26 protein-coding genes are annotated in these 26,006 nt (G+C 41.4%); 7 read left to right on the top strand and 19 right to left on the bottom strand.

All coding sequences use genetic code 11. From position 1 onward, the window contains the following. From ABD915_RS10270 to rimM, 8 genes are all read right to left on the bottom strand, one after another. A partial coding sequence (locus ABD915_RS10270) for a MerR family transcriptional regulator (RefSeq protein WP_486303703.1) occupies nt 1-73 on the bottom strand: 73 nt, incomplete at its 3' end. A gap of 952 nt (nt 74-1,025) precedes the next feature. Further along, nucleotides 1,026-1,805, bottom strand: a complete 780-nt coding sequence (locus tag ABD915_RS04985; protein ID WP_345116020.1) for a succinate dehydrogenase iron-sulfur subunit — start codon at nt 1,803-1,805, stop codon at nt 1,026-1,028. A 14-nt stretch (nt 1,806-1,819) separates the two neighbouring features. Further along, entirely contained in the window at nt 1,820-3,664 is a 1,845-nt protein-coding gene (gene sdhA, locus ABD915_RS04990) for a succinate dehydrogenase flavoprotein subunit (RefSeq protein ID WP_345116023.1), read from the bottom strand. Nucleotides 3,665-3,669: 5 nt separating this feature from the next. After that, nucleotides 3,670-4,056, bottom strand: coding sequence for a succinate dehydrogenase, hydrophobic membrane anchor protein (sdhD, locus tag ABD915_RS04995; protein WP_345116026.1), 387 nt, complete (start codon nt 4,054-4,056; stop codon nt 3,670-3,672). 18 nt (nt 4,057-4,074) lie between these two features. Further along, on the bottom strand, nt 4,075-4,476 hold the full coding sequence (gene sdhC, locus ABD915_RS05000; protein WP_345116029.1) for a succinate dehydrogenase, cytochrome b556 subunit: 402 nt from the start codon (nt 4,474-4,476) through the stop codon (nt 4,075-4,077). 476 nt (nt 4,477-4,952) lie between these two features. Next, nucleotides 4,953-5,390: a 50S ribosomal protein L19 gene (gene rplS / locus ABD915_RS05005; protein ID WP_345116032.1), complete on the bottom strand. Its 438-nt coding sequence runs from the start codon at nt 5,388-5,390 to the stop codon at nt 4,953-4,955. A 213-nt stretch (nt 5,391-5,603) separates the two neighbouring features. Further along, nucleotides 5,604-6,302 (bottom strand): tRNA (guanosine(37)-N1)-methyltransferase TrmD, encoded by a 699-nt coding sequence (gene trmD / locus ABD915_RS05010; protein WP_345116035.1) that lies wholly within the window; start codon nt 6,300-6,302, stop codon nt 5,604-5,606. Between the two features lie 24 nt (nt 6,303-6,326). Then, a complete protein-coding gene (rimM, locus tag ABD915_RS05015; protein ID WP_345116039.1) occupies nt 6,327-6,896 on the bottom strand; it encodes a ribosome maturation factor RimM in 570 nt (189 codons plus the stop codon). A 128-nt stretch (nt 6,897-7,024) separates the two neighbouring features. Here rimM and ABD915_RS05020 point away from each other — a divergent pair, with 128 nt between their 5' ends. Together ABD915_RS05020 and ABD915_RS05025 are read left to right on the top strand one after the other, a co-directional pair. Further along, nucleotides 7,025-7,846, top strand: a complete 822-nt coding sequence (locus ABD915_RS05020) for a SapC family protein (RefSeq protein WP_345116042.1) — start codon at nt 7,025-7,027, stop codon at nt 7,844-7,846. Between the two features lie 15 nt (nt 7,847-7,861). Next, nucleotides 7,862-8,830 carry a tyrosine recombinase XerC gene (locus ABD915_RS05025; RefSeq protein ID WP_345116045.1) on the top strand — a complete coding sequence of 323 codons (969 nt, stop codon included), beginning with the start codon at nt 7,862-7,864 and terminating at the stop codon, nt 8,828-8,830. 13 nt (nt 8,831-8,843) lie between these two features. Here the strand turns inward: ABD915_RS05025 and ABD915_RS05030 are convergent, their stop codons facing one another. Continuing rightward, complete coding sequence (locus tag ABD915_RS05030; protein WP_345116048.1) at nt 8,844-9,122, bottom strand: BolA family protein; 279 nt, start codon at nt 9,120-9,122, stop codon at nt 8,844-8,846. 120 nt (nt 9,123-9,242) lie between these two features. Between ABD915_RS05030 and ABD915_RS05035 the strand changes: the two genes are divergently transcribed. From ABD915_RS05035 to cobT, 3 genes are all read left to right on the top strand, one after another. After that, nucleotides 9,243-9,863 carry a J domain-containing protein gene (locus ABD915_RS05035; RefSeq protein WP_345116051.1) on the top strand — a complete coding sequence of 207 codons (621 nt, stop codon included), beginning with the start codon at nt 9,243-9,245 and terminating at the stop codon, nt 9,861-9,863. 172 nt (nt 9,864-10,035) lie between these two features. Beyond that, nucleotides 10,036-11,022 carry a cobaltochelatase subunit CobS gene (cobS, locus tag ABD915_RS05040; protein WP_345116054.1) on the top strand — a complete coding sequence of 329 codons (987 nt, stop codon included), beginning with the start codon at nt 10,036-10,038 and terminating at the stop codon, nt 11,020-11,022. A gap of 14 nt (nt 11,023-11,036) precedes the next feature. After that, nucleotides 11,037-12,938, top strand: coding sequence for a cobaltochelatase subunit CobT (gene cobT / locus ABD915_RS05045; RefSeq protein WP_345116056.1), 1,902 nt, complete (start codon nt 11,037-11,039; stop codon nt 12,936-12,938). A gap of 1,017 nt (nt 12,939-13,955) precedes the next feature. Here cobT and ABD915_RS05050 read toward each other — a convergent pair. Together ABD915_RS05050 and rpmB are read right to left on the bottom strand one after the other, a co-directional pair. Then, complete coding sequence (locus ABD915_RS05050; RefSeq protein ID WP_345116059.1) at nt 13,956-14,624, bottom strand: VUT family protein; 669 nt, start codon at nt 14,622-14,624, stop codon at nt 13,956-13,958. Nucleotides 14,625-14,743: 119 nt separating this feature from the next. Beyond that, a complete protein-coding gene (gene rpmB, locus ABD915_RS05055) occupies nt 14,744-15,040 on the bottom strand; it encodes a 50S ribosomal protein L28 (RefSeq protein WP_345116061.1) in 297 nt (98 codons plus the stop codon). A gap of 279 nt (nt 15,041-15,319) precedes the next feature. Here rpmB and ABD915_RS05060 point away from each other — a divergent pair, with 279 nt between their 5' ends. Then, complete coding sequence (locus tag ABD915_RS05060) at nt 15,320-16,105, top strand: SURF1 family protein (protein WP_345116064.1); 786 nt, start codon at nt 15,320-15,322, stop codon at nt 16,103-16,105. A 326-nt stretch (nt 16,106-16,431) separates the two neighbouring features. Here the strand turns inward: ABD915_RS05060 and ABD915_RS05065 are convergent, their stop codons facing one another. The 5 genes from ABD915_RS05065 to htpX form a co-directional block, all read right to left on the bottom strand. After that, a complete protein-coding gene (locus ABD915_RS05065; RefSeq protein WP_345116067.1) occupies nt 16,432-16,584 on the bottom strand; it encodes a DUF1127 domain-containing protein in 153 nt (50 codons plus the stop codon). Nucleotides 16,585-17,105: 521 nt separating this feature from the next. Further along, on the bottom strand, nt 17,106-18,722 hold the full coding sequence (gene purH / locus ABD915_RS05070) for a bifunctional phosphoribosylaminoimidazolecarboxamide formyltransferase/IMP cyclohydrolase (protein ID WP_345116069.1): 1,617 nt from the start codon (nt 18,720-18,722) through the stop codon (nt 17,106-17,108). Between the two features lie 170 nt (nt 18,723-18,892). Next, nucleotides 18,893-20,590 carry a heparinase II/III family protein gene (locus ABD915_RS05075; protein ID WP_345116072.1) on the bottom strand — a complete coding sequence of 566 codons (1,698 nt, stop codon included), beginning with the start codon at nt 20,588-20,590 and terminating at the stop codon, nt 18,893-18,895. Between the two features lie 64 nt (nt 20,591-20,654). Continuing rightward, nucleotides 20,655-22,022 (bottom strand): RsmB/NOP family class I SAM-dependent RNA methyltransferase, encoded by a 1,368-nt coding sequence (locus tag ABD915_RS05080; protein WP_345116075.1) that lies wholly within the window; start codon nt 22,020-22,022, stop codon nt 20,655-20,657. Between the two features lie 36 nt (nt 22,023-22,058). Then, nucleotides 22,059-23,105 (bottom strand): zinc metalloprotease HtpX, encoded by a 1,047-nt coding sequence (gene htpX, locus ABD915_RS05085; protein ID WP_345116077.1) that lies wholly within the window; start codon nt 23,103-23,105, stop codon nt 22,059-22,061. A gap of 85 nt (nt 23,106-23,190) precedes the next feature. Between htpX and ABD915_RS05090 the strand changes: the two genes are divergently transcribed. Then, nucleotides 23,191-23,406 (top strand): DUF1674 domain-containing protein, encoded by a 216-nt coding sequence (locus tag ABD915_RS05090; RefSeq protein WP_345116080.1) that lies wholly within the window; start codon nt 23,191-23,193, stop codon nt 23,404-23,406. Nucleotides 23,407-23,534: 128 nt separating this feature from the next. Here the strand turns inward: ABD915_RS05090 and rpsP are convergent, their stop codons facing one another. From rpsP to ffh, 3 genes are read right to left on the bottom strand one after another with little or no spacing between them, the layout of a single operon-like run. After that, nucleotides 23,535-23,897, bottom strand: a complete 363-nt coding sequence (gene rpsP, locus ABD915_RS05095) for a 30S ribosomal protein S16 (protein ID WP_345116082.1) — start codon at nt 23,895-23,897, stop codon at nt 23,535-23,537. 15 nt (nt 23,898-23,912) lie between these two features. Further along, entirely contained in the window at nt 23,913-24,242 is a 330-nt protein-coding gene (locus ABD915_RS05100) for a chorismate mutase (RefSeq protein WP_345116151.1), read from the bottom strand. A gap of 24 nt (nt 24,243-24,266) precedes the next feature. Further along, complete coding sequence (ffh, locus tag ABD915_RS05105) at nt 24,267-25,820, bottom strand: signal recognition particle protein (protein ID WP_345116085.1); 1,554 nt, start codon at nt 25,818-25,820, stop codon at nt 24,267-24,269. Nucleotides 25,821-26,006: the final 186 nt, after the last annotated feature.

Here is a 26,006-nt window from a genome sequence, read left to right on the forward strand (position 1 = left end):
CCCAACGTCGTAGAGTGCTAATAGAAACCCCCAAAGCTTGAGCGGCCTTACCTATCCCAACAAATCTATTCATAATACGTATTATTACATAGATATAAATAGATTACAAGTAAACTGTGTAAACCCTCCCCTTGAATGTTATGGCTCTTTTGCTCTGATAATATATAGAAAACAATGATACAATTCTTTTTCTTGTAAAATCTGCAAGATAAGTTTGGGATTCATCGAATAGAATAAAAAAATTAGCAGAAAACAACTTCATTTAATATTCTTTCATGAAAACAATTTTTTCACCTTTGAAGAAATTGATCAAGCAATTTGTGGTTCAAAATCTCTTTGTTTATGCGGTTTTTAAAGCCACTGTTACATTATATTTTTCATGTCGAAAAATAAGTCTACCAAGCATTTTTTATTACACAAAAGAATTCATTATGCTTTATCAGGCAAGTAATAGAGAAAAAATAATCATGTAAGCTGAACGCAGCAAAAATTTCCATTTTTCATGTATGAGGAAAGCAAGATCGATATACATGAAATTCTATCAAGATGAAGCATAATTTCTATGAAAGTTGTATATATCTAAAAATATTAACCAATGTTGCGACGGCTCTTGCATTTACAAGCATTCATGAGAGGCATATTTACGCCTTTCTTCAAGTGCTTTTACCCACATACCAACCTCGCTTGTGACGTGCAAGAGAATGGTTTTGATTGATTCAACATAAACAGGTTTGAAATGAGAGAATCTTTCTGTATTCGGGATTCTCATTCGGCATGCAAAATGATAAGTTATCGTTACAAATCAATATGTTGTTCCGATATAATTTCTTATTCACATTTAAAACGCATTTTCTCAATGAGATGTTTCTTTTGCCCAAAAGGATTTTTTATCTTTTATGCAGCGACAGCCACGTTGTTACCCTCATAAGAAGCCAACAAACTTTGATAGATTAATATCTCAAAGAGCACGAAAACATGGAGGCGTAATTTATCTGCCTTACTTTATCCTCGTAACCAGTCAATTTTTAAAAGCGACGTTCAACCATGAGTTTTTTAATTTCAGCAATTGCCTTAGCTGGATTTAAACCCTTTGGACAGGTTTGGGTACAATTCATAATCGTATGGCATCGATAAAGCCGAAAAGGATCTTCTAAATTATCAAGACGCTCACCGCACATTTCATCACGTGAATCAGCAATCCAGCGGTAAGCTTGGAGCAAAATAGCAGGCCCCAAATAACGATCGCCATTCCACCAATAGCTAGGACATGATGTCTGACAACATGCACACAAAATACACTCATAAAGACCATCGATTTTTTGACGATCAGTGTAACTTTGCAACCATTCCTTCGCCGGCTCAGGTGAAACGGTTTGCAACCAAGGTTCAATCACACGATGCTGCGCATAAAAACGCTTTAAATCAGGAACCAAATCTTTGACAACAGGCATAGAAGGAAGAGGATACACCTTTATCGGATGCTTTACATCATCCATACCTTTGGTACAAGCGAGAGTATTTTTCCCATCAATATTCATCGCACACGAACCACAAATACCTTCACGGCACGATCGACGAAGTGTCAGAGTTGGATCAATATGATTTTTAATAAACAGCAGACCATCGAGAATCATTGGACCACAAGCTGAGCGATCCACATAATAGGTATCCAGATGGGGATTTTCTTCATCATCAGGTGACCAACGATAAACATGAAATTCGGTAAGTTGCGTAGCTCCTTCAGGTTTAGGCCAAACCTTACCCGCTTTCACCTGAGAATTTTTGGGAAGCTTAATTTGTACCATAATTTATTCTCCCCTTAGTAAACACGTTTTTTAGGCGCAATACGCTTTAAATCAATACCGCCATCTGCTTCAGATGTTAACGGATCGACATGAACGGGTCGATATGACAACGTCACTTTGCCATCTTTTGATAAACGGGAAATTGTATGATGACGCCAATTTTTATCATCACGCTCTGGATAATCTTCACGCGCATGAGCGCCTCGGCTTTCTAAACGTGCCTCTGCAGAATAAACAGTTGTAACTGCATTAATCATCAGATTCTCAAGTTCTAATGTTTCGACCAAATCAGAATTCCATATAAGTGAGCGATCTGTTACTTTAAGATCAGACAATTCGCCCCAAATTTGACTTATCCGCTGACACCCTTGTTGCAAAGATTCAGCTGTACGGAATACGGCAGCATCTTCCTGCATAGTGCGTTGCATTTTTTCGCGCAATACGGCGGTTGGTACTGCTCCCTGAGCAAAACGCAAACGATCAAAACGTGCCATAATTTCATCAACCGCTTCCTCATTGATAGGTGGAATTTCTGCATCGCGATCAATCACTTCACCGGCACGAATTGCGGCAGCACGCCCAAACACGACAAGATCAATCAATGAATTTGACCCCAAGCGGTTGGCACCATGAACAGAAGCACATCCAGCCTCCCCCACTGCCATCAAACCTGGTTGAACACGATCAGGCGAATCAGCCGTTGGATTGAGAACTTCCCCATAGTAATTAGTAGGAATCCCACCCATGTTATAATGAACCGTTGGCAGTATGGGGATAGGTTCTTTTGTCACATCCACACCCGCAAAGATCCGTGCTGATTCGGAGATTCCGGGTAAACGCTCATGCAATATAGCCGGATCAATATGGTTGAGAACCAAATGGATATGATCCTTTTTGGGTCCAACACCACGCCCTTCACGAATTTCAAGCGTTATACAACGCGAAACCAAATCACGTGAAGCCAAATCTTTAAAGGAAGGCGCATAACGTTCCATAAAACGCTCACCTTCAGAATTGACCAAATAGCCGCCCTCACCACGTGCTCCTTCTGTAATTAAGCAACCGGAACCATAAATACCAGTTGGATGAAATTGAACAAATTCCATATCCTGAAGAGGCAATCCGGCACGCGCGATCATTCCACCACCATCACCTGTGCACGTATGCGCCGATGTCGCCGAAAAATAAGCACGTCCATAGCCACCGGTTGCCAGAACAACCATCTTAGCGGAAAAACGGTGTATTGTACCATCATCGAGGTTCCATGCCACAACCCCTGTACACACACCATCAGTCATGATGAGATCAAGCGCAAAATATTCGATAAAAAATTGTGCATTATGTTTCAGGCTCTGTCCATAAAGCGTATGCAAAATGGCATGCCCAGTACGATCTGCCGCTGCGCAAGTGCGTTGGACTGGTGGTCCTTCTCCAAACTCTGTTGTATGTCCCCCAAAAGGCCGCTGATAAATTTTACCCTCTTGCGTACGTGAAAAAGGAACCCCATAATGTTCTAATTCGTACACAGCAGCAGGAGCATTCCGCACCAAATATTCCATTGCATCGGTATCACCCAGCCAATCAGATCCTTTGACGGTATCGTACAAATGCCACTGCCAATTATCAGGTCCCATATTTGAAAGTGACGCTGCAATCCCCCCCTGTGCGGCCACCGTATGTGAACGTGTTGGAAAAACCTTTGTGATACATGCTGTTTTTAATCCTTGCTCAGCCATACCAAGCGTTGCACGCAAACCCGCACCACCTGCACCAACAACCACAACATCAAATTTATGATCCACGGTGCGATAAGGGGCGTTACCTACTTTAGCGCCCAGAGACGATCCTGTGCTCACCATATTGTTTAAACCCCTAATGCAATTTTTAAGAGAGAAAAAATGATTACTCCCCCCAGAACGAAACAAAATAAAACATTCAATACCAAAAATAAGATTCGCACGCTTTCATGCCGAATATAATCTTCAATAACAACCTGCATTACAAGTTTCATATGATAAAGGACTGAAAAAGTCATCAATCCCAAAACGATAGCAACAACAGGATGTGCAAGCCGCGCGCGCACAATGCTATAATCCTTTCCAACGAGTGAGAGAATAAGAACAATAAAAAATATCAAAAGCGGCAGATTAATAAAACCTGTCAAACGTTCTAGCCAAAAATGCTCTGTTCCTGCATGCGCACTTCCAAGTCCACGCACTTTTCCAAGTTCTGTTCGAAAATCTTTTTTCATACCGCTCTCCACCCCCAATTAGACAATGCTATATCCAATAATCCAAATCGCGAAAGTGACGATAAGGGAAATAAAAACTGTCGCCCAAGCAGTTAACGTTGCCTTTTTTTTAGCTAAAAGGCAAGGTTTTACATCCCAAACGATATGGCGAATACCGCCAACCATGTGATGAACCCCAGCAAGGGTATAAAGAAACAAGATACAAAGTCCAGGCACCGAACCATAAATTTCATTAACCGTTTCAAATGCTTGAGCTCCACAAGCGATTGAAATCAACCAAATAGCAAGGAAGACCATTCCAAAATAAAGTGCCATACCAGTGATACGATGTGCAATTGACATCGCCATAGTAATGGACCAACGATAAATACTTAAATGAGGGGAACAAGGGCGCTCTTTTATTCTAGTTGTCTCTGTCATAAAATATCCGATCTGACTTTCACTGCAACCATATCATAAGCGAGACTCATACAAAACAACCAAGTGCATTATCATTTCCACTTGTTTTGCATCTAAAAGGTCAACACTCACAAGGTCGGTTGTCTCAAATAACGGATTAAAGGTCGCGCATAAAAAAACCGATTGCTCTACAGACACAAGTCATAAAACTTGCCTTAATTTAGTACAATTTCATCTTCACGTCAAAGGTCAAACATCGTTTCCAAACATAAACACCTATTTTTTCAAGCCGCACTCACTTCTACTTCGAAAGATTGATGACATATGTTCCCACCATATATTGCACTTCAACCATCGTGAGAAAAAAGCGCACATTTTGATGAACACTCAAAACTGTGCCTTTTCGCTACAAATCCTCGTAGCGACAAACACGAATCACGCATAACACAAAAAGCAATATAAAGGCTGCTTTTTCATAAACTCTGTCTGCAGCAGCATTATTTGGCAGTTGGTTTTGTAGTTTCCACTGTAACGTCTGCTTGTACTTCTTCAGCAACTGTTGCAGCTTTTTTCCGATGATCTCTTTTTTCAGCGATACGCGCAGCTTTACCTCTCAAACCACGAAGGTAATAGAGTTTCGCACGACGAACCTTACCGCGGCGCACAAGCTCAACACCTTCAATCAAGGGCGAATAAACTGGAAAGACACGTTCAACGCCTTCACCATAAGAGATTTTACGCACTGTAAAAGTCTCATTCAAACCACCGCCTGAACGTGCAATACAAACCCCTTCATAAGCCTGAACACGTGTCCGCGTACCTTCTGTCACGCGCACCATGACACGCACTGTATCTCCTGCTTGAAATTCTGGCAGTTGGCGTTTTGCTTCAATTTTTGCGCACTGTTCAGCTTCAAGCTGTGCGATAATATTCATTTCTTTCATCCTTCATGTTCTTTATTGAACAGTCAGAGCGCTCAACTCTTACCAAAAAAAGCTTTTTCACACATAAAAAAGGAGTTCTTTAGGCTATGCTTTACACAGGAGCGAATACACCATTCCTTCATTTTAATTTTGGAACTACAGAAAAACCTTCACAAAAAGTTCTCTCAAAAGAGAGCCATGCAATACACCACCTTACAAAATGAATCAAGTTTTCTGACGATTTTTATCATAAAGAGCATAAAGATCGGGGCGACGTTGACGTGTTAACAATTCGGCTTGCTGTTGACGCCAATCCGCGATAGCCTTGTGATGACCTGACATCAACACGGGGGGAATACCCCGCCCTTCAAAAACAGCAGGGCGCGTATATTGAGGGTGTTCAAGCAAACCATTCTCAAAACTTTCACACTTTCCAGAAATCTCATTGCCCATCACTCCAGGGAGAAGACGTACAATAGCATCCAAGAGAACCAGTGCCGCCGTTTCTCCACCTGAAAGAATATAATCACCAATAGATACTTCCTCCAATTTTCGCGCTTCTATGATTCGTTCATCGACACCTTCAAAGCGCCCACAAACCAATGTCACTCCACAACCAAGAGCCAAAGAGCGCGCATCAGCTTGATTAAAAAGCCGCCCCCGCGGACTCATCAACAACCTCGGCGAATCATGTGGACAACTATCAAGTGCAGCCGCTATGACATCTGCCCGCATCACCATACCAGCCCCCCCCCCAGCTGGTGTATCATCAACGCTATGGTGTTTATCCAAAGCAAAATCTCTAATCTGCACTGTCTCCAGCGACCATATGCCTCGCTTTAAAGCTTGCCCTGCTAAAGAATAACCCAAACAACCTGGAAACATTTCAGGATAAAGTGTTAAAATGCGCGCTTGAAACTTCATTTTTTCATTCTTTCATCCTCGTTTTTAATCCAAGTTGTTTTCTATTTTATCTTTCTCCTCGTCGCTAAGCAAACCGGCTGCCACTGGATCGACCACAAGAAAACCCGAAGCTGTACAAATTTCCGGCACTGCTGCCTTGCTAAAGGGAATAAGCACAGTTTTGCCCGTATCCAAACGCATTTCAAGTAAGTCCCCAGCTCCGAAATTAAAAAAACCACTCACCTCCCCTAAGATTTGACCGTGACAATCTTGGACGCGAAGCCCAATTAAATCGACTTGATAAAATTCATCTTCCATCAAATCGTCAGCCAATTGATCACGGACAACATAAAGGCGAATCCCTTTTAAGGACTCAGCCGCATTGCGATCTTCAATTCCTTTAAAACGCACAATCGCGTTATTTTTTTGCACCCGAAGAGTTACAATTTCATAAGCCCCCCCCCTATCATCATAAAGGACAGCATAAGTCTTTAAACGCTGTGGCTCAGCACTCAAGACTTTAACCAAAACGTCCCCTTTTATACCATGAGGTTGACCAATAACGGCAAGATAGACTTTATTTTTCAGCTTTTCTCTATTATATTTGTGTTTCATGTAAAATATCGTCTTCTAAAAGCGAATCCTTCAATTTTGTAGCTTTCTATTAAACCTTGTTGCCATATAAAAATCTTCCAAAAAGACCTTTCTTGGTAACAAAAACAAATTAATTAAGGAGAAGTCTTATGGCAAATGTTATGCTTTTTTACAAAGATATCACCCCAATCAACAAAGTTTCCCATAAAAATTTAAAATTTGCTCCTCCAAGTGATATGTCCTTTGCCAAGGATACTCACTGGGTTCCTTTAGCAAGCAGTGAGTATTTTCAAGCAGCTCTCCATTATCCGATTTTATTTATGTGTGCAGAAGATGAACAAAAGAAAAAGCATTATACATCTGCGGCTCTTGTAGGTCTTTCTAACGACGAAAATGATTACATCGCCTCTGATAAAAGTTGGAAAAAAGATACTTATGTTCCAGCTTTTGTTCGTCGCTATCCTTTTGTTCTTGCACAATTTAAAGATGAAAAAGAACTTTCCGTTTGCTTTGATCAGCAATCTGGCATGTTTAATGAAGTTGCAGGCACGGAACTTTTTAATTCGGATGGATCTATTTCTCCTTTTATGGAAGAGCGTATTCGTTTTCTTGAAAGCTTTAAAATCGCTATGGAAAAAACCGCTGAATTTATTGACGCTCTTGTGGATATGGACCTTTTGAGCCAAAAATCAATTAATGTAAAAAATGACAAAGGTCTTTCAGCGCAATTAGAGCATTTCTGGGTTGTTGATGAAGAAAAACTAAATAAATTGTCCGCAAATCAACTTGCCAAACTCCATAAAAATGGCTTTTTAGGATTGATTTTTGCACATCTTATGTCAACAAACAATCTCTTAAAAATACTCTCTCTAAAAGGTGAAAAACACATTACCAATCATGAAGAGCAAGCACAAAAAAAGAATGGTCACTCTGACAATGAGGCACCGAAAAAGAAAGAGACCCTCAATTAGAAATGCCCACGAAAAATGCCCAGAAAAAATGATAGTAGAAAAGACAAAAATATACCGCTGATTCCAGCTGATCCTAGCGTATTAGCCGCGAGGAAAAATTGGCTGGAGTGTCTTGTACAAATGCGTCGTATGGCTACACAAACGGCACAAGCCTATGAGCGTGATACACGACAGTTTTTGTCTTTTCTCTGTCAACATTTAGGGAATGAGCCAACCTTTAATGATCTTGCCAATTTGCGCGTTACTGACCTACGCGCTTATTTGGCTTATCGTCGTACACACAATATAAGTGCTCGCTCTTTAAGTCGAGGTATGGCAGGTTTACGTTCTTTTTTCCGCTACTTATCCCGCGAAGGGATCGTCAACGTCCCTTCTGCTAAGCTTGTCCGAACTCCGAAACAACCGAAATCGCTGCCAAAACCTTTAGCGATAAATTCCGCACTTCATGTAGTCAAACAAGAAAATCAACAAGAAAATGAAGCATGGATCATCGCGCGTAATGCTGCTGTCTTAATGCTCCTTTATGGCTGTGGAATGCGAATATCAGAAGCCTTAAGCCTCACACCAGAACAATTTTCTGATCCGCAAAAAACAAGTTTATTTATCACTGGAAAAGGGGGAAAAACACGGCTTGTCCCCCTCATCAAAATCGTTTCTGAAACAATACAGAATTATCTCAAATGCTGTCCATATCCTTTAGTGGACGATCAACCAATGTTCCGTGGGGCTCGAGGTGGCGTCTTGCATCCCGCCATTATTCAACGCGCTGTTCGGAATTTACGCGCTCACTTGGGATTACCAGAAACTGCTACACCTCATACACTTCGCCATTCTTTTGCGACTCATCTTTTGTCACGCGGAGGAGATTTGCGCACCATTCAAGAACTTCTTGGTCATGCTTGTCTTTCCACCACACAAGCCTATACCCATGTGGATACAGACCACTTGTTGGAAATTTATCAAAAAGCACACCCCCGCGCTTAAAAACTGCATTAAATTAAACAGATTCAACCTCAAGCGCCAAAGCATGAACACATGTTGCCAACTCTTTCTGTAAAACTTTATAAATTTCCCGATGTATCTCTACGCGCGTCATACCTGAAAAAGAAGAAGACAGAATTTTCACCCGAAAATGCGTTTCTCCTTTACCATCAAAAGCGTGCTCATCATGACGATGCCCCGCATGAAGATGACTCTCATTAATCACCTCAAGTTTCTGAGGATGAAAAGCGTCTTGGAGTTTCATCTTGATTATTGTTTGAATTGTCATAGACATTTTTGTTCCTTCACAAAATGAACGCATTAATGAGCATTTTTATTATCAAATAAGTGTGAAAACAAATTTTTCAAAAGTCAATTCTTGTAAAACTGTCTGATTTTGCATAAACCTAGAAATATGGCAATAACATCTAAATTATTCGACTCAATTCGGATCAGCTCCAATAAAAAAGCACAAGCTGAATCACAAGAACAGCAGTGCCAATGGGAAGGCTGTGAAAAAGCAGGAACCCACAGAGCACCAGCAGGTCGGAATCATGAAGGGCAATATTTGCACTTTTGTATTGATCACGTGCGTGCTTATAATAAAAACTTTAACTACTTCTCTGGCCTTAGCGATAAAGATATTGCAAAATTCCAAAAAGATGCTCTGACAGGACATCGTCCTACATGGCCTACTGATTTTAGCAATAGCGCATCGAAAAAGACAGCTGCCAACTATGCGAAAATTCGCTCCGGAACAGCTGCTTATCAAAACCGTATGCGTGACCCCTTCACTCTGTTCACTCAACGTCACTCAACCAATAGTTTTTCGCGAAAATTGAAGCCCTTAGAAGCAAAAGCTCTTGATACATTAGGCTTGCAAGCAAATGCTTCAGCTGAAGATATCAAAACAAGATATAAAGAATTGGTAAAAAAACACCATCCTGACACCAATGGTGGCAACCGTTCTTCAGAAGAACGCTTTCGCGATGTCTTGCACGCTTATAATTTATTAAAAAAATCTGGTTTGTGTTAAAATGAAGCGCATACTCATACGCGCTTTTTTTCATCTAAAGCATTATTGTTTTTCAAGATATTCTGGAACATAGAGTAAAGCACCTTTTATAGAGCATTGCATAAGTGCTCTAACTCCTGTATCGTTTTCTGACGAATAAAAATAAACAGCGTACTTCTTCCAAAAAAAAACGATGACAAAAACGAAGCTTACAGCCGAAAACGTACCCGATATCACAGTCTATGCTCGTGATCTGTTCAATATTGAGACAGATATAAAAGTGCCTGCTTTTAGCACAAAAAGTCCCCATGTTCCTGATTTAGATCCCAATTATCTTTTTGATCAACAAACAACGTTAGCGATTCTAGCGGGCTTTGCATTTAACCGCCGTGTTATGGTCTCCGGCTATCACGGAACGGGTAAATCAACACATGTTGAACAAATTGCTGCACGTCTCAACTGGCCTTGTATTCGAATTAATCTCGATAGTCACGTTAGTCGTATCGATCTTGTAGGAAAAGACGCTATTATTTTGCAAGACGGGCTGCAAATCACAGAATTTAAAGAGGGCATTTTACCATGGGCCTATCAAAACAATATTGCTCTCGTTTTTGATGAATATGACGCTGGTCGACCTGATGTCATGTTTGTTATTCAACGCGTTCTTGAATCCTCTGGACGACTGAGCTTACTTGATCAAAGCCGTGTCATTGCGCCTCATCCAGCATTTCGTCTTTTTGCAACCGCAAACACCATTGGTCTTGGTGATACGACAGGGCTTTATCATGGTACACAACAAATCAATCAGGCTCAAATGGACCGTTGGTCTATTGTGACGATATTAAATTATTTACCGCATGATAAAGAAGTTGCTATCGTTTGTTCAAAGGTTAAATCCTTTCAGACAGTTGAGGGAAAAAAGACAATTTCAAAAATGGTGCATGTTGCTGATATGGTACGCCAATCTTTCATCAATGGGGATCTTTCAACAGTCATGAGCCCACGTACCGTCATTCATTGGGCAGAAAACACCACCATTTTTCAAGATGTTGGGTTTGCCTTTCGGTTAACCTTTCTCAATAAATGTGATGAACTCGAACGTGCCACTGTCGCAGAATTCTATCAACGTGCCTTTGGACAAGAGCTTCCTGAATCACTCATTCATGGTGTCTTGCCTTAAGGGATACGTCAATCATGGCCACAAAGGTTGGCGATAACAGTCAAAGTCTGAAAAACGGCGTTTCTAACAGTACCCTTGATACTGAAGCTTTTAAAAAAGCACTTTCCACCTGTATCCGTGCAATTGCAGGCACCAACAACCTTGAAGTTACTTTTAGTCACAACAGACCGTCTTTGAGCGAAAACTATGCGCGTTTACCGGAACTACCACAACACGCAACAGATAAAGACGTAACCGTTACCCGCGGACTAGGCGATTCCATGGCTTTGCGCAAAGCATGGCATGATAGCAACATTCACGCACAATTTGCTCCAATAGAATCAGAAGCACGTGCTGTTTTTGACGCTCTTGAGCAAACACGTATTGAAACAATCGGCACTTTAGCCATGGAAGGAATTGCAAAAAATCTTGATAGTATGCTAGCGGATAAATATCAAAGAGCGCATTATCACAAGATTAACACCCAAAGTGAGGCGCCCATTCAAGAAGCAATTGCGCTTTTATTGCGTGAAAAAATAACAGCGCGCCCTCCCCCAAAAGAAGCTGGACCTGTCTTAGAATTATGGCGTCACGCAATTGAAGAAAAAGCCGCAGCAGAACTGAACGAGCTGACACATCATATTCATAATCAACGCGCTTTCGCACGGATTGTTCGTCAAATGCTTGTTACACTCAAAATGGCAATCCAACTAGAAGAAGAAGATTCTGACAGTGCAAACAACAAAAAGTTAACAAACGGGAGTGAGCCTCAAAACCAAGCGGAAGAAGAGAGCAAAAACGAAAAACACCCCCAAAGTGAAGAACAAACAACAACTGAACAAGAAAGTGATGAGAAAGACGAAGGAAAAACGCAAGCAACAAAAACAAGCGATGATGATATAATCGAAGAAGAGCAAGAGAGCCTTCGACAAGAAAAACCGAGCAAATCCAAACGCCCTCTTGCTCTTTCAGAACAAATGGAAGGGCTTAGCAATTATAAAGTTTTCATCCGTCAATTTGACGAAGTTTTGGAAGCGACCGATTTTTGTTCTGAAAGCGAATTGGATCACCTACGCCATTGCCTTGATAAGCAAATTAATCATCTCCAAAGCATTGTTGGGCGCTTAGCAAACCGCCTACAACGCCGCCTAATGGCACAACAAAATCGCAGTTGGCATTTTGATCTCGAGGAAGGATATCTCGATACAGCAAGACTTCCACGCCTTATTATTGATCCAACGCAACCACTTTCTTTTAAAATGGAAAGCAACACCCAATTTCGGGATACAGTTGTTTCACTCCTCATTGATAATTCAGGATCAATGCGCGGACGCCCGATTACTGTTGCAGCAAGTTGTGCAGATATTTTAGCGCAAACGCTTGAACGTTGCGGGGTTAAAGTTGAAATTTTGGGTTTTACCACAAAAGCTTGGAAAGGGGGAAAATCACGCGAAAAATGGCTTACCCAAAACAAACCCCATAATCCTGGGCGTCTTAATGATTTATGTCATATCATCTATAAAAGTGCCGATACACCGTGGCGTCGAGCAAGACGGAATTTAGGTTTGATGATGCAAGAAGGACTGTTGAAAGAAAATATCGATGGTGAAGCCCTTATTTGGGCGCATCAACGTCTTTTATCACGGCGCGAACAGCGTCGCATTCTCATGGTCATCTCTGATGGAGCCCCAGTTGACGATTCAACACTATCCGTTAATTCCAGCAATTATCTTGAAAAACATTTGCGCGCAGTGATTCAAGAAATCCAAACACATTCACCTATAGAACTCATTGCCATTGGAATTGGTCATGATGTCACACGCTATTATCAACACGCTGTAACAATTATGAATGCTGAAGAACTCGCCAACGCTATAACAAAACAATTAGCAGCGCTCTTCAGTAATACCAAGCCTCGTTCTTATAAAAAATTTTAAGAAAAAGCCTTCTCAAAAGACTAAATTTAAAACATTGGAAGCATATAATGATACAAAATACCTCTAGCGATCATATCTCTAAAATGCTGCTCTAACGGAACACTATATAAAATCCTCTTTATTTTAAGTACTGTACATCTGATAATTTACAATAAAAAGTGAATTGTGAGAACGTTCAATTTGTAAAGAACATCGATGTTACTAGAATAAAATATGACATAAAGTGCTAAGAGTTGGCAAAATTTACCCTTCATCGAAGATAAGTTTCTCTCATACGTATAAGAACTCGAACCCTTACCGTCGTTTTAAAAGCCTTCATGGTGTTTAAGAATGGAAGTTTAAGTTTAATAATGAGGAACTCCATTTACCTCAAACGAATGGTCTCATATCCCTAAACCTTATAACTCCTAGTGTCAGCAATAGATCTCATATCCGATTTCGGAACAGTTTATCAATAACCATGAAATATGAGAATCAAACTATGAAGATTGATACCACCTTTGTTCGGATTCATTCCGGTGCCAAACTTATAGAGATCAGCATGAAAGAAAAATGTTGAGAAAAACAGGAAGATTCACCTTGAAGTATCAGGCGGTGGTAGATTTTTTAAGGAACATCTTTCTATTTTCTTTTCACTCTGGAAAACTGAAGTATGATGACCTCAAACACCTTCACTTGTTGAAGGGGATGAAAATACACAAACTATTGCGAATAAAGGTTATGTCCAAACGCATGAAGAGTTAGGATGAGAAAACAAAATTGCATCTTCTGTCCTTCTTTCCTGCTCAAATAAGAAAACACAGCGAAACAATGATGAAGATTCTTAAGAGCAGCACGCTATCAAAAGCTTCTTCAAGAGAATCAATTTACTTCAGATGTACCTTCTAGAAATTGGATAAAAAATCTTCTTTTTTATGGGATTGCTAACCTATTCTTTAATCATCCTACAATGAGAAAATGCATTACACTGAACCTAGGAACATAAAAGAATAATATTGTTACCCGTTACAAATCAAATTACGGATGTCCTTTTGGAGCGCTTGGGTAAAGAGGGATCTTTAAACTGCTAAGAATTGTTCCATAAGGAATGAGCATCAACAAGCTCATAACAATTTTTACCGAAAAATCGCCAAAAGCAAGTGAGAGCCAAACAGGAATCTCAAGTCCGAAGAAAACGGTACTCTCCACGAGTGAGCTATTAGCATAACCTGTCATCTGATCGATAAAGGCAAAAGAGTTAGAAAAAGCAAGAGCAAAAAATAAAGCAGTATCCAAAGCTGAGCCGACCAACGCTGCTGCTAAAGGTGCTTTCCACCATGTTTTACGCCGTAAAGGAGTAAAAACAACAATATCGAGAAGCTGCCCAAATAAAAATGCCAAACTAGAAGCAATTGCAAGCCGCGGAGTAGCCAAAATCCAAGAAACAAAAACACCCGCGAAAAAACCAACATAAACCACACGTCGCGCTGCAGCTGGACCATAAAAACGATTGGTCAAATCATTAATCAAAAAAGCAAACGGATAGGTAAAAGCACCATATGTCAAAATCTCATTTAAATCAAACCAGTAAACGGGATATTGAACCAGAATATTAGACGCCGTCACAGCAAAGCACATTGCAAAGATAGAAAAGGCAATATGCTTTTTCTTTTGCTTTGCTAATAAAAAACCATGCTCTGAAGACATTTTTTTAACCTAGGGTATAGGAACCACAATCACATGCAACAATTAAAAAATAAAAAGCCAAAAAACAACTCTCCCTTAAATGGGAGCGAACAATCCAGTTTGATGACAAACAAAAGCGATTACGCTGCTGCTTGTTCAGCCTTTTTCTTAACAATCTGACGTTTTAACAAACGTGCACGTTGCGATAATTCCTTATCATCGGCTTTAACTAAAAAGCTGTCAAGACCACCGCGGTGTTCTACAGAACGCAGAGCACTGGCCGAAACGCGCAAACGGTAACTTTGCTGTAACACTTCCGAAATCAACGTTACATTGCAAAGATTTGGTAAAAAACGACGGCGGGTCTTATTGTTTGCATGACTAACATTATTGCCATACTGAACCGCTTTTCCTGTCAATTCGCAGGCACGAGACATAAACTTCACCTTTAAACTCTAAGAAACTCTCAAATCCCAATCCCCATAAAACAGATAAAGCGCAAAAACGCACAACACTGCCCTGAAGGGGTATCATTAGGAGGTTGTGTTTTTAATAGGGTGTCGATAACAAAAGGTCAAGTGTTTTGTACAATCTTTTGCCTCCCCTATTACTAATTTTCTCAATCTTTTTCCTTAAATCAAGGCGTACAAAATGTTTTTTTTAATGCTCAACCATGTTAAAAGGAAGCATACCCATGCTAAAAGAAAGCGTTAATCATGAGCAAACCAGATCACTCCATGACAGAGCTTCAACAAAAGCACATACGTTTTTCTTCTCTTCTATTCGCCATTTTATGTGTGTGTTTTTTTCTTCTCTTTAGTGCACTAGGTGTATGGCAAATACAACGATTAAACTGGAAAACCAATCTTATCACCAGCGTTCATCAACGTATTCATTTGCCCCCCGTCAAAGCACCCAAAAAAAATCAATGGAAGCACGTTACTTTTGAGAAAGATGAGTATCGACCTGTCGTCATCACAGGAAAATTTCTAAAAGATAAAAATATTTTAGTCACGGCTGTTGCTAAAGAGACTACCGGCTATTGGGTTTTAACCCCTTTACAAACAGCCGATAATGCACTGACCTTTATCAATCGTGGTTTTATCCCCATGGACGCGCGCAACAACTTTCAAAACCCAAATCCATCACACACAAATGACTCACTTTATCAAGATTCTTCTACAAACACAGAGCAAACCACAATCATAGGTTTATTGCGCATGAGCGAAAAAAATGGCTTTTTCCCACGTAAAAATAATCCTGATAATGATCTATGGTATACACGCGATCTCCCCGCTATGGCACAAAAACTTGGTCTCTCAACTGTTGCTCCTTATTTCATTGATGCTGGGAAAAAAACAGCTACGCAACAAGATCTGCCCATGGCTGGTCTCACTGTTGTACACTTCCGAAACAATCATCTTGTCTATGCTATCACGTGGTTTATCTTGGCAGCCGGCGTTTTAAGTGCCTCTCTTTTTCTGCTACGACAAAAAAGATAAAATGGATTTAATATCTCATTTTTGATGAAGAAAAGCTCTCGCTTCAAATTTAGATCTTTGAGATAAAAAGGTGGACACCAAAACACTCTTGCCCCTTTTAAAGGAGTTGAGCATCTTACTTAAAAACTTAAAAAGCTTATCTTTTTATAAGGTCTATCAAGTTACATACTAAAATATCATACACTTGACTGCTTTCAAAAACAACAGCAAGCTTATCAAAAGACATATCCCCCTCTTTTAATAAACTCACTCACCTCTCACAGCCGCCTGCACGCCCCCCCATGATAACCCACGATAAAACGTGCTGTTAAACGTGCATTTAAAAATCAATGAGACCTACGCGAAACATGCCGCGCGATCGAATCGATATCACCACGATTAATACCAAGATCATTGAGTTCATAAGCTGAAAGATGACTTAATGCATTAACCGTCCGGCGATAACGACGCCAATTACTATAGGAACGCAGAATATTCATAACTTTTACTCAAACCTTATGTTACACCTAATGCTATATAAGATAGAGCAAATTACAAAAAAGAGTTGTGCTATAACTGCATAACTGGCATGCATTTACAACACGAGAAACGCATCTTGTTCAAAAAGCACAACATACTGATATATAATGATAGTTTATTGTTTTCCCTCTTAAATATGCTCCCCGAATACAATAAGAGTCTTTCATTTAAAACCCACTTACTGAAGTAAAAGAAACCGTTCGCTTGCACATTACAAGCGGGATCAATGAATGGAGAAAAAACTATCTCAATACAAAAGCAGCAGCAATATTGGGAGCTGACAAATAGTATGACAGTGTTGGCTTACACCTTCATAGACGAAAAGGTCGTTGTGCACAGTGAATCTCGCATTATACCATTCACAAATACGACCATGAAATGAACTTAAGAGCAACCAGATATGTCTCTTTTAAAGCCGGTACATGTTAGCTATGCCACTGTGCGCTCTTGTTCGAAAGGACCAACGACTAAGAATAAATCGCTAATGGCGAAAATGCCGCACACCCGTAAAAACCATGGCTAAACCATGTGCATCGGCTGCAGCAATGACTTCTTCATCACGCATAGATCCTCCCGGTTGAATAACCGCTGTTGCACCCGCTTCAGCAGCCGCCAATAAGCCATCTGCAAAAGGAAAAAAGGCATCCGATGCGACAACTGATCCTTTTGTTAGGGGTTCCGTTAAACCTGCTCTCTGTGCACTTTCTTCAGCTTTACGCGCAGCAATTTTTGCTGAATCAATACGACTCATCTGTCCGGCACCGATCCCAACAGTTGCACTATTTTTGGCATACACAATAGCATTTGATTTGACATGTTTTACCACGCGAAAAGCAAATTGAAGATCACGCATTTCCTCTTGACTTGGTGCCCGCTTTGTCACCACTTGCAAATTAAGATCATCAACAACGGCATTATCACGCGACTGTATTAAAATTCCACCCGCAAGCGTTTTGGCAATAAGCCCTGCGCCACGTGGGTCAGGTAAACCACCTGTTATCAACAAACGAAGATTTTTTTTCCTCGCAATGATTTCCTGTGCTCCCATTGTTGCATCAGGAGCAATAATCACTTCCGTGAAAATTTTGATAATTTCTTCAGCACATTCTTCATCAAGGGGTTGATTTAAAGCAATAATCCCACCGAACGCCGAGACACTATCACACAGAAGAGCCTTCAAATAAGCTTCTTTTAAATTCTTCCCTTCTGCAACACCACAAGGATTGGCATGCTTAATAAGAGCAACAGCAGCAGTTCTTTGGGGATCAAATTCTGCCACGAGTTCAAACGCCGCATCTGTATCATTCATATTGTTATAAGAGAGTGCTTTACCTTGCAAAAGTTTTGCTGTTGCCACACCAAAACGTTTCTCATTATTACGATAAAATGCCGCCTGTTGATGTGGATTTTCCCCATAGCGCATAACGCTTGCAAGATGGCCAGAAAAACTCTGCCACGACGGCGTTTCAATTTTTAAATCCCGTGCAAACCATGCCGCTATCGCCGAATCATAAGCAGCGGTGTGTGCAAAAGCGCGCATTGCTAATTGGCGTCGCATGGACAAGCTTAAACACCCATCATGTTGCTTTAATTCAGCGAGAACGAAATCATAATCACTCACTGCTGTTATAACACCGGTATAAGCATGATTCTTTGCCGCAGCGCGAATCATTGCCGGTCCACCGATATCAATATTTTCAAGAATTGTTTGTCCATCAGCCCCAGATTTGGCAGTCTCTTCGAAAGGATAAAGATTCACCACCAAAAGATCTATTCCATGGATACCATGGTTCTCCATAGCATCTCTATGGCTAGGATTTTGTCTTACCCCTAAGAGAGCACCATGTATCAAGGGATGAAGTGTTTTGACACGCCCATCCATTATTTCCGGAAATCCAGTAACTTCAGCAACATCTTTTACCACTAAACCAGCAGCTGTTAAAACTTTAGCTGTTCCACCTGTTGAAATCAATTCAACACCGTAAGCATGAAGCGCTTGTGCAAACGCAACCAAACCAGTTTTATCAGACACGGAAAGAAGAACACGACGCACCCGATGAAGATCAGGTATGGGAAAATTTTTTGCAACAACACCCATAACAGAAAACCTAAAAATAAAATGGTTAAAATCCAAGAAAAACGAGCTTAATGCATTTATAGCACATACCTTTATCAAAATATACCGAAAGGATAGACTGTCTTTCTTTTAACACACAAAGAATAACGCTCCCCTTATCGGTATTACAAAGAAGCGAAACATTGCTCCCATTAACGACGCGTAAAGCGCCAACGAATTTTTTCTTGGAATGCAGGGCGAAAATACAAAACAATCTGTTGTGTGCGTTGTGGTCCCGTTAGTCCAGTAAAATCAATTGAATCTTCAAGACAAATATCAACGTCAGGTGATATAAAATACCACTCTTGCCCATCTCCTACGGCTAAACGTACACAACTGCCATCAAAATTGACCTCAACTTGCGGATGAAGATGAAACCGAACGGCAACATTATTCTGTTCATTTTGTCCTGTCTTATGTCTCTTTGACCGACCTTTGTGCGGCATAAAAAAACGATCGAAACCTTCAATCATTGCACCATTTGTCGCTAAAATAAGACCGCGTTCATGAACAAGATTAAAAGGCCGCACATAACCATTATGGCTTGCAATAAAACCAGTTTTTTCTGAATCCTCTATACGTCGCACTTTAACATCTGTTGGTCCCCCAAGCAAAAACGAAGCACCACTTCTCTTTTTTTTACGAAAAACACCTACTGAACAATCATTAACTGTTGCCGTTGAATGTGCTGCGGTGACACGTCCGAAATGTCGATACGCCTCACTCCCATAAGGATGAACACCCGTGTTGATAATAAAGCGGCTCCCTTGTGAGGACATTTCAAAAGATAAACAGCCCGAACAAGCATGCTCAGCAGCAGCGCGTAACGGAAAGGGGCCAGTATCTGCAAGTACTGTCGTTTGATGAGCTTGTAAACGTTGAAACCCGGAATACCGTGCATAACTAAAAGGCTGTCCTGCTGTTTCATCAAGATTTAAAACTGCCGATAAACGTTCAGGGACAAGAGGTCCAACCCCATTAAAATGTGCTAATGTTTGATCTTCATGGATAAAAAACCGCAAAGCAGGCAACATACGCTCAACAGAATCAATCAAAATACGCGGTGCTGTTTCATTACTATGCATAAAAAGATGACGTAACGATAATAAGTCTGATAATAAATTAAGCAAAATGACAGGACTACGCGAAATATGTCCACCATCGACCAAGATCTGACGCGAAAGCTCCTCTGCAAGAATGGTTTGCACCTTTCTTTTTATTGTCGCCGACACCGGCAGAGCAAGAGATGCGAATGTCAAAGCCGCTGCTGCGTGTAAACGCTGATCATCGTGTTCCATACCGCAAATCGCTATGCGTAAATAACGAAATTGGAAACCAAGCGCACGCAAAAAACGCTTTTCAAACCGCTCACTTGCCCCTTCTAATAACATTTTCGAATGACAAATCCACGAAATCAAACGCCGTGCCACAACCGGCCCACCCCAAGGCAACCCTTTTACTTTTTTACCACACTGATCAAGCCAATCTTCTAAGAGCGCGCGCGCATGCGCTGCTGCCAAATTACTGTCTGCTGCCGCCATATGTCGCAACCAATGAAAATCATGAAGAGCCGCTTCCCATTCTGGCGTTGGTGAAACTAATGAAAAAGGAGAAACAGCACCGGAGTGAACAATATGACCAGCAAAAGCAAAACGGCCGTGGTAAAATTCATGGGCCATCATCGGATCAGCTAAGTGCAAATCAATGGGGTGCGCTAAAATTTTATGAGGACGAAACCCCGAAAACCGCCAACGAAACAGTGGTCCAACCCATAAACGCCGCATAAATTGATGCGCCATGTCTATAAATGTTGACGTCTTTACCTGAGGACCTTTTACCGCAACCGCCACAATCTCATCTCCGTATATGCTCAATCGAACACAACTTCGACCATTTTAGTAAATGAACCGTTAATTAAGCCACTTTTCGGAAACGCGCCGCAAAAAAACCATCCATTCCTAACAACATTTTTCTCTCAGCATCAAAATTTTTATGACAAAAGTCTGCAGGCGTTGTGCGCAAAGTCCCCGCAGAAGAGAGCAAATGCGCCAGTGCACCCATCTCTTCTTCACAAATAGGCTCTAAAACAATGTCATGGCGTATTGATAAAATTTTCTCAACCAGATCTTCACCTTCTTCTCTTGCCAGTGAACAATTAGAAAAAACAATGCGTCCATCTTTTTTCACCAAAGCAATTGCCGCCAAAAGCAAATCATATTGCAATGCAGCTAACTTGACGACATCGTCCATTGATTTTGTCCATAAAATATCCGGATGACGACGTATCGTTCCTGTAGAAGAACAAGGAGCATCGAGAAGAACAGCATCAAAAAGCTGGTCGGGATGAAAATTTCTTACATCTCCCTGCCAAGTACGGACTGAAAAATGAAGCCGTTTCATATTTTCCTTTAAACGTTTTAATCGATTAGCGGACATATCAACAGCTGTCACATCAGCTCCTTGCAAAGCAAGTTGCGCCGTTTTTCCCCCAGGGCTTGCACAAAGATCAGCAACTCGTTTACCCTGAATATTCCCGAATAAACAAGCAGGCAACGCTGCTGCAAAATCCTGAATCCACCAAGCCCCTTCCTTATAGCCTATTAAATCAGAAACAGCACAATCCAAACTGCTCAGCCGAACAGAACCATTGGGCAAAACAACACCCCCCAGCTGTTCAGCCCACCCAACACTATCAGATTTGACTGTCAAATCGAGAGGTGGTTCAAGAGTTTGCATTGCTAAAATCTGATCAGCTTTTTCTGCTCCATAAGTTGACACTAGCAGCTGTCCAAACCACGCTGGAACCCCTTCCATGACAGGAGCTTGCTGACGTAACACACCCGCCTCACGTGCAATATTGCGTAAAAGAGCATTCACAACTCCTGAAAAGCGGCGCATACGGGGATCAATTTTAGCCACACGCACGGCTAAATCAATCGTAGCATGATCGGGGATATCAAGATAAAGAATTTGCGCAACACTGATATGCAGAAGATGCTGCAGTGAGAAAGCTTGTTGGGGCAAAGGCCGTGTCAAAAAGCGTGATAAGGCAGCTGTAATCTGCCCCCGATGACGTAATGCCGCTCCCAAAATAGCGCGGCATAACAAACGATCCCGATGCAAAAGCCCTAAATATTGTGGATGTCCGTGCTCATTATCCGTCAAACCAGACAGAGATGCGTGCTTATCAAGCACCGCCCCTAAAAGACGAACACACACCTGCCGAACAGCTAATCCTGGAATATTTTTTTCAGAGACACGCCCCACTTTCTCGTGTTTCAAAACAATAACCTTTATGCCTTTGCGCCCTAAAGAGCTTTATGATCGAGATTTTTTTGAATCTTCATAACGAAGCCAAGAAGGACGTTTTGTGCTTCGCTGAAAAACATTTTTTTCCTGACTATCTGGCATATTCTTAGCACTACGCTCCAAATTTTCATAGCTTAAGCCCATGTTTTTTTCATGCCAACCACCTTCTTCATTCCATATTATATTGTTGACCATTGCTCCATTCATTTCTTCTGCTTGCCTGCGAAGAGCAGCAATGCGATTTTCTGTCGCTGGATGTGTAGAAAAAAGGCTATCAGCCCCCTCCCCACTCAAGGGATTGATAATAAACATATGTGCTGTTGCGGGATTATGTTCTGCTTCTTCATTGTAAACCGTATGTCCGCCGCCCGCAATTTTACGCAACGCCGAAGCCAACCATAAGGGATTACCACATATTTCAGCACCCCGCCGATCAGCAGCATACTCACGCGTACGGCTAATAGCCATTTGCACCAGCATTGCTGCAAAAGGTGCAACAAACAGAGCAATGATACTCCCAATTGCCCCAGCACCATGAGAATGTTCCGAAGAATTACGCTGTCCCCCCATAAAAAAAGCAAAGTTACCAAGCATCGAAATTGCTCCAGCGATTGTTGCAGTCAGAGTCATTGTTAAGGTATCACGATGCTCAATATGTGCGAGCTCATGCGCCATAACCCCTGCAATTTCCTCTGCACTCAATCGCTCTAACAACCCGGTACTGGCAGCAACAGCTGCATTTTGAGGGTTACGTCCCGTAGCAAAAGCATTTGGCTGCGCACTCTCAATAACATAAATTTTTGGTTGAGGAAGAGAAGCTTTTCGCGCTAACTCACTTACAATCTTATAATAAACGGGTGACGAATGGTGATCAACTTCACGCGCACCATACATGCGCAAAACGATTTTGTCCGAATTCCAATAAGAAAAAAAGTTTAAACCACTCGCTATCAAAAGTGCAATGACCATGCCATTGCCCCCTCCAATCAGAAAACCAACTCCCATAAAAAGAGCGGTCATAAAAGCCAAAAGCATGGCCGTACGCATTATGTTCATTACTCAAAAAACTCCATGATAAAAGTCAATCATTTCTATATGATGGGGTTTTCTTTCGGCTTCTTCAATGGAAGTGAGGTATAAAATGGACAAAACAGATAAAAAAACAAGCAAAATAAACACAAACGCCTGTAAACAGCAGCCCCTTTCTCCCGAAGCAAAACGCGCTTTAGATGAAGCTGAAGAACGGCGTAGACGTGAAATAAATGAAGACAAACCTTTAGAAAATGGAGGACGCGGCGGCAAAGACCCTTCACGCTATGGAGATTGGGAAATTAAAGGCCGCGCTATTGACTTTTGAGAGTCTCACGTTGATTCTTTTTAAAAAAACAACCACGCTCCAAGAAAAATCTGTTTTTTATAAAAACAGGTAAGAGTCGCCATTTTCTATAAAAACCTCAAAGCACGCTTGATTATGTTTGAGAATAATCATGCTTCTGCTGCTGAAGCAGCCGCTTCTTCAGCAGCTTGTTTTGCTGCGGCTATGCGCTCTTGTGCCTTTTTACCAGGTTCCCCTTTCTGTGGATTATTGCGAATCGGACGCTTTTTCAAGCCAGCTGCATCCAAAAACCGCAAGACGCGATCTGTTGGCTGAGCCCCTTGACCAAGCCAATACTGGATACGCTCTTCATCAAGTTTTACACGCGGTCCATCTTTAGGCAACATTGGGTCCCATGCACCAACGCGCTCAAGAAATCTCCCATCGCGCGGACTGCGAACATCTGCAACAACGATATGATAGTAAGGGCGCTTTTTTGAACCTCCACGGGACAAACGAATTTTCAATGCCATATTTTTCTCCTATTTTCAGCTCTGGCTTTCGTTTAAAATGACTTGTTTTGTTTTTTGCTCTTTAGCAATAACTTCATGGTGATGTACAACTTCTTTAATGATAAATTTTAAAAATCTTTCTGCAAAATCGGGATCAAGATGACTGTCTATAGCTAATTGCCGCAAACGCGCTACCTGATGTTGCTCACGCAAAGGATCTACTGTAGGAAAATCATAACGCGCTTTTAAGTGTCCAACTGCTTTTGTACAACGAAAACGCTCTGCTAAAATATGAATCAACGTTGCATCGAAATTATCAATGGACGCTCGTAAACACGCTAATTCGTCCAATATTTTTTTCTCCATCATACTTTTTTCCCTCTTTGTATCTTATTTTTTTGGGAATCGTTGAGAAAATTTCCCTCCACTATCGGCAGTACCATTAGAAAGACCAGGAAATGGAGAGCCCCGGCTTGGAAGACCAGGTAAGACTTTCCCACCATTACCACTTTCAATTTGTTTTTGTAGTGTTGAGAGTTGCTTTGGATCAAACCCTGACAAATCGGGGGGGGTTCCAGGATTTCCACCAAACCCCATTTTAGAACCAAGTCCTCCCAACATTTTTCCCATCAAACCGCCTTTTCCCTTACCTCCTATGGCTTTCACCATATCAGCCATTTGGCGGTGCATTTTCAAAAGCTTATTAATATCAGCAGCACTTGTACCAGACCCCTTAGCAATTCGTTGTTTACGGCTATGTTTCAAAAGCTCTGGATTAGCACGCTCTAGGGGTGTCATTGATGAAATAATAGCCAATTGACGATTAAACAAACGATCATCAAGTCCAGCGGCAGCAATCTGATCTTTTACCTTACCCAAGCCCGGCAACATTCCCATAATGCCGCCCATTCCCCCAAGTTTTTTCATTTTCTGCAATTGTTCTGCAAGGTCATTGAGATCAAATTTTCCAGCTTTCATTTTTTTTGCAAAAGCGGCTGCCTTTTCCTGATCCATTGTTTCAGCAGCTTTTTCAACCAAAGAAACGATATCGCCCATTCCGAGAATACGATCGGCAATACGGCTGGGATGGAACTCTTCCAAAGCATCTATTTTTTCACCGGTTCCGATTGCTTTAATTGGCTTTCCTGTAACAGCACGCATTGAAAGAGCAGCACCGCCGCGGCCATCACTATCCATACGTGTTAAAATAATTCCTGTAATTCCCACCCGTTCATCAAAAGAACGTGCAAGATGAACAGCATCTTGACCGGTAAGACTATCGGCAACCAACATAATTTCATAGGGAAGTGCACAAGCTTTAATTTCAGCCAATTCAAGCATCAAAGCTTCATCAATGTGGTTACGGCCTGCGGTATCAAGAATCAGCACATCATAACCGCCCAATTTGGCTGCTTGTACCGCACGCGATGCGATATCGACGGGAGATTGCCCCGCAATAATAGGCAAACTTGCAAGTTTTGCCTGTTCTCCTAGTTGACGCAATTGTTCCTGCGCCGCAGGACGGCGTGTATCTAATGACGCCATAAGAACTTTTTTATTGTGTTTATCGGTTAAACGCTTTGCAAACTTTGCTGTCGTGGTTGTTTTTCCGGACCCTTGCAAACCAATCATCATGATAACAACGGGTGCTGGTGCATTTAAATCACTTAGAGCGCCTTCACCTCCAAGTATATTGACCAGTTCATCATGAACAATTTTAACAACCATCTGACCAGGCTTAATTGATTTAACAATCTCAGCCCCAACAGCTTTTTCACGAACCCTATCGGTAAAAGAACGCGCGACATCAAGTGCAACATCAGCTTCTAATAAAGCACGCCGAATTTCGCGCAGCGCTGTTGCTACATCCTGATCCGACAAAGCTCCACGCCCTGTCAAATGAGACAGTATAGAGCCAAGCCGCTCTTGTAAGGATTCAAACATTATCTACCTCATTGCTACATAACAAACAAACCAAAATGGCATCCGAGAACGCATCGCGCCGTCGGATGTTGACCTCTGAGATCTCTTTACACCCTTATACTGGGGTCTCAGTCGGTGGCTCCAAGTTAATTTTGTCACTGAAAGCTCGCTCTTTCAAACAATAAAACCCCAGCTTTGTCAAGATTT

The organism is Bartonella jaculi (assembly GCF_039543045.1).
GTDB lineage: Bacteria > Pseudomonadota > Alphaproteobacteria > Rhizobiales > Rhizobiaceae > Bartonella > Bartonella jaculi.

Excerpts from the sequence above, each read along its gene's own strand:
- ABD915_RS04985 (WP_345116020.1), bottom strand. The coding sequence starts at position 1,805 with ATGGTACAAATTAAGCTTCCCAAAAATTCTCAGGTGAAAGCGGGTAAG.
- sdhA (WP_345116023.1), bottom strand. The coding sequence starts at position 3,664 with ATGGTGAGCACAGGATCGTCTCTGGGCGCTAAAGTAGGTAACGCCCCT.
- sdhD (WP_345116026.1), bottom strand. The coding sequence starts at position 4,056 with ATGAAAAAAGATTTTCGAACAGAACTTGGAAAAGTGCGTGGACTTGGA.
- sdhC (WP_345116029.1), bottom strand. The coding sequence starts at position 4,476 with ATGACAGAGACAACTAGAATAAAAGAGCGCCCTTGTTCCCCTCATTTA.
- rplS (WP_345116032.1), bottom strand. The coding sequence starts at position 5,390 with ATGAATATTATCGCACAGCTTGAAGCTGAACAGTGCGCAAAAATTGAA.
- trmD (WP_345116035.1), bottom strand. The coding sequence starts at position 6,302 with ATGAAGTTTCAAGCGCGCATTTTAACACTTTATCCTGAAATGTTTCCA.
- rimM (WP_345116039.1), bottom strand. The coding sequence starts at position 6,896 with ATGAAACACAAATATAATAGAGAAAAGCTGAAAAATAAAGTCTATCTT.
- ABD915_RS05020 (WP_345116042.1), top strand. The coding sequence starts at position 7,025 with ATGGCAAATGTTATGCTTTTTTACAAAGATATCACCCCAATCAACAAA.
- ABD915_RS05025 (WP_345116045.1), top strand. The coding sequence starts at position 7,862 with ATGCCCAGAAAAAATGATAGTAGAAAAGACAAAAATATACCGCTGATT.
- ABD915_RS05030 (WP_345116048.1), bottom strand. The coding sequence starts at position 9,122 with ATGTCTATGACAATTCAAACAATAATCAAGATGAAACTCCAAGACGCT.
- ABD915_RS05035 (WP_345116051.1), top strand. The coding sequence starts at position 9,243 with ATGGCAATAACATCTAAATTATTCGACTCAATTCGGATCAGCTCCAAT.
- cobS (WP_345116054.1), top strand. The coding sequence starts at position 10,036 with ATGACAAAAACGAAGCTTACAGCCGAAAACGTACCCGATATCACAGTC.
- cobT (WP_345116056.1), top strand. The coding sequence starts at position 11,037 with ATGGCCACAAAGGTTGGCGATAACAGTCAAAGTCTGAAAAACGGCGTT.
- ABD915_RS05050 (WP_345116059.1), bottom strand. The coding sequence starts at position 14,624 with ATGTCTTCAGAGCATGGTTTTTTATTAGCAAAGCAAAAGAAAAAGCAT.
- rpmB (WP_345116061.1), bottom strand. The coding sequence starts at position 15,040 with ATGTCTCGTGCCTGCGAATTGACAGGAAAAGCGGTTCAGTATGGCAAT.
- ABD915_RS05060 (WP_345116064.1), top strand. The coding sequence starts at position 15,320 with ATGAGCAAACCAGATCACTCCATGACAGAGCTTCAACAAAAGCACATA.
- ABD915_RS05065 (WP_345116067.1), bottom strand. The coding sequence starts at position 16,584 with ATGAATATTCTGCGTTCCTATAGTAATTGGCGTCGTTATCGCCGGACG.
- purH (WP_345116069.1), bottom strand. The coding sequence starts at position 18,722 with ATGGGTGTTGTTGCAAAAAATTTTCCCATACCTGATCTTCATCGGGTG.
- htpX (WP_345116077.1), bottom strand. The coding sequence starts at position 23,105 with ATGAACATAATGCGTACGGCCATGCTTTTGGCTTTTATGACCGCTCTT.
- ABD915_RS05090 (WP_345116080.1), top strand. The coding sequence starts at position 23,191 with ATGGACAAAACAGATAAAAAAACAAGCAAAATAAACACAAACGCCTGT.
- rpsP (WP_345116082.1), bottom strand. The coding sequence starts at position 23,897 with ATGGCATTGAAAATTCGTTTGTCCCGTGGAGGTTCAAAAAAGCGCCCT.
- ABD915_RS05100 (WP_345116151.1), bottom strand. The coding sequence starts at position 24,242 with ATGGAGAAAAAAATATTGGACGAATTAGCGTGTTTACGAGCGTCCATT.
- ffh (WP_345116085.1), bottom strand. The coding sequence starts at position 25,820 with ATGTTTGAATCCTTACAAGAGCGGCTTGGCTCTATACTGTCTCATTTG.